The 2785-nt window shown below is 72.9% G+C and carries 5 protein-coding genes; 4 read left to right on the top strand and 1 reads right to left on the bottom strand.

The genetic code is table 11. From position 1 onward, the window contains the following. Together AX737_RS32840 and AX737_RS01905 are read left to right on the top strand one after the other, a co-directional pair. The coding region (locus AX737_RS32840) for a DUF1508 domain-containing protein (protein WP_156453472.1) at positions 1 to 105 on the top strand (105 nt) is incomplete at its 5' end. A gap of 105 nt (positions 106 to 210) precedes the next feature. Beyond that, positions 211 to 504: a hypothetical protein gene (locus tag AX737_RS01905; protein WP_066918565.1), complete on the top strand. Its 294-nt coding sequence runs from the start codon at positions 211 to 213 to the stop codon at positions 502 to 504. Between the two features lie 42 nt (positions 505 to 546). Here AX737_RS01905 and AX737_RS01900 read toward each other — a convergent pair whose 3' ends face one another. Next, positions 547 to 1698 carry a GGDEF domain-containing protein gene (locus AX737_RS01900; RefSeq protein WP_066918563.1) on the bottom strand — a complete coding sequence of 384 codons (1152 nt, stop codon included), beginning with the start codon at positions 1696 to 1698 and terminating at the stop codon, positions 547 to 549. 203 nt (positions 1699 to 1901) lie between these two features. On the opposite strand from AX737_RS01900, the gene AX737_RS36725 reads away from it, so the two are divergent. Next, entirely contained in the window at positions 1902 to 2033 is a 132-nt protein-coding gene (locus AX737_RS36725) for a hypothetical protein (protein ID WP_280949051.1), read from the top strand. 11 nt (positions 2034 to 2044) lie between these two features. After that, positions 2045 to 2464: an acyl-CoA thioesterase gene (locus AX737_RS01895; protein ID WP_066918561.1), complete on the top strand. Its 420-nt coding sequence runs from the start codon at positions 2045 to 2047 to the stop codon at positions 2462 to 2464. The last annotated feature ends 321 nt before the right edge of the window (positions 2465 to 2785 follow it).

Below are 2785 nucleotides of genomic sequence, written 5' to 3'. Positions count from 1 at the left end.
TCCGCGGAGGGCTATGCCCGCCGGGAGGATTGCGAGCACGGCATCGCCCTGGTGAAGCAGAGCGGCGCCGCACCGACCGTCGACATGACCACCCGGATCGCCTGACGCCCGTCCGGCGGGCGAACCGTGCAACGTTCCGGCCGGTCCGGGCGTTTCGCGGCGTCGGGCCGTATCTCCCGCTCGAACCTCCGTCACCGAGGAGCTGTGAACGTGTTGAGGAAACTGCTTTTGGCCGCCCTGCTGGTCCTGGGCTTCGCGGCGGCCGCGCCGCAGGGGGCTTCGGCCGCCCCGGTCGGGCCCGACGCCGCCCTGGTCGCCGCCGGGGCTGCCCCGGTCGCCGAGAAGGCGCAGTACTATTACGGCCCGCGCGGCTATTACCGGCGGCCCTATTACGGCCGCCGGTTCTACGGCCCGCGCCGCTTCTACGGTCCGCGCCGGTTCTACGGCCCGCGCCGGTTCTACGGCGGCCCGCGCTTCTACGGCCCGCGCCGCTTCTATTACTGAGAACGCCGGCCGCCGCGTCCCTCGGGCGGCGCGGCGGACCGTTCAGGCGGCCTCGGACCGCGCGGGCGCGTGCGCCCAGCGGCCCTTGCCGCCCGCCTTGGCCCGGTAGAGCGCGGCGTCCGCGCGGGCGAGGACGTCCTCGGCGCTGAAGCCGGCCTCCGCGCAGGCGATGCCGATGCTCACGCCGACCCGCGCCGCGCCGCCCGCGAGGTCGTAGGGCTGGGCCACCGCCGCGATCACCGCCGCGCCGAGGCTCTCGGCCTCCGCCGCACCGCAATCGGGCGCGAGGACGACGAACTCGTCGCCGCCGAGGCGCGCCGCGACGCAGGCCGACGGCACCGCCGCGCCGATCCGCGTCGCCGCGGCCTGGAGGAGCTGGTCGCCCGCGGCGTGTCCGTAGCGGTCGTTGATCGCCTTGAAGCCGTCGAGGTCGAGGTACAGCAGCGCGAAGCGCTCGCTGCCGCAGCGCTGCAGGATGCGGCCGAGTGCGGTCATCAGCCCGGCGCGGTTGTACAGCCCCGTGAGCGCGTCGTGGGTCGCGCGCCGCTCGCTGGCGCGCTCGGCCAGGAGCGCCGCGAGATAGAGCTGGTGCAGCTCGAAGACCTTCAGGATGGTCGAGAGGACGAAGACCGGCACCAGCACCAGCAGGATCCGGAACCACGGCTCGTTGTCGACCAGGGCCGCGACCATCAGGGGCATGCTGCACAGCAGGATCAGCGCGACGAGGTAGCGCGGCGCCCCGTTGTCGCGCATCACGACGCCGCTGACGATGCCCATCACGATGGCGGGGGCGAGCACATGGAGAACGGGGTCGTCGGTCGCGAAGCAGAGCGCGGCGGAGAGGCCGATGTTCGTGGACCACGCGAGCCCCAGCGCGCAGTAGGCGTCGAGGGGGATGGCACGCCCGCGCGCCTCGGCCCGCGCGGTGGCGTAATCGAGGCCGGCCCGCAGGAGGAAGATCAGGCACTCGGCGCCGATGAGCCAGAGGAAGACCGCCTCGGGATGGCGCGCGACGGCCACGACCTTGAGGCCGACCCCCGTGCACAGGCCCATCGCCGCGGACGAGAGCGGCACGATGAACGCGCCCAGGAGCCGGGCCTGGATGTCCGGCTGCACGGCCGCCCCGGAGCCGGCCAGCCAGCGGATCGCCCGGCTGCGCGGCAGGATATCGACGGTGACGCGCTTCACGGACATCCCAGTGGCCTCCCGCCCGGCAAGGTGGCACGGGGTCTATTTAGGAATTCCTACCGCGGTGCCGCGGTTCGTCCCGGACCGCGAGGTCGGCCGCGATCCCTCGAACGGGACCCGGATCGCGCCCTTCCGGCGTCGTCCGGGTTGGGCTAGTCTCGGCGCTCAAGCCGGCCGGCGACAGATCGGCCGCTTCGGAGGACAGCCCCGTGAACAGAGCCGCGACCCGCGAGGCGTCACGTCTGCCGGACCTGTGGCGGCACGTGCCGCTCGAATGCTACGTCTGCGCCCTCGCGATCTTCCTGGCTGCCGGGCTGAAGCTCGGCGGCCTGATGCCCTGAGCGGGCCGCGGATGCCGGAGGGCGGCGAGGCCGCGGAGCAGCCGCGCGGCGACCTCACGGTCCGCACCATCGCGATGCCGGCCGACACCAACGCCAACGGCGACATCTTCGGCGGCTGGGTTCTCTCGCAGATGGATCAGGCCGGCGGCATCGCGGGGGTCGACCGGGCCCAGGGGCGCGTCGTCACGGTCGCGCTCGACGCGATGACCTTCATCCGCCCGGTGCGGGTCGGCGACGTGCTCTGCGTCTACACGCGCGTCGTTCAGGTCGGCCGCACCTCGATGAAGATCGCCGTCGAGGCCTGGGCCCGCCGCTTCTGCACCCAGATCCGCGAGCGGGTGACGGCGGCGACCTTCACCTTCGTGGCCATCGACGAGGCGGGCCGGCCGCGCCCGATCCCCCCTGAGCCCGAGGCACCGGTGCGGCCCTAGAGCGCTCTCTTGCGCCGAAGCGGGCACCGGTTCGGTGCAGGGGAGCGCCTCGATACGAGAGGTTGGAGCCGCCCCCGGTCGGTCGCTCCGGTGCTCGCTGCACGACGCATCCTGGGTTCGGTCTAACGCATCGTCTCGGAACGAAGCGCGGGTCCCCTCTCCCGTAGGGAGAGGTCTGCTTTCGCAGAGAGCCGGGTGAGGGGTATGAGGCTGCAAAACGCGGCGCGGCGCTGAACGCGCGTCGATGTCGAGCGCTGTCCTGTGAGGTCATACCCCTCACCCCAACCCTCTCCCTATGGGAGAGGGGGCATGGCGCGGTTC

It is taken from the genome of Methylobacterium sp. CCH5-D2, from assembly GCF_001556475.1.
Taxonomy (GTDB): domain Bacteria; phylum Pseudomonadota; class Alphaproteobacteria; order Rhizobiales; family Beijerinckiaceae; genus Methylobacterium; species Methylobacterium hispanicum.
The sequence above is the reverse complement of the archived record's forward strand: the minus strand, read 5'-3'. Positions and strand labels throughout refer to the sequence as shown.

Excerpts from the sequence above, each read along its gene's own strand:
- AX737_RS01900 (WP_066918563.1), bottom strand. The coding sequence starts at position 1,698 with ATGTCCGTGAAGCGCGTCACCGTCGATATCCTGCCGCGCAGCCGGGCG.
- AX737_RS01895 (WP_066918561.1), top strand. The coding sequence starts at position 2,045 with ATGCCGGAGGGCGGCGAGGCCGCGGAGCAGCCGCGCGGCGACCTCACG.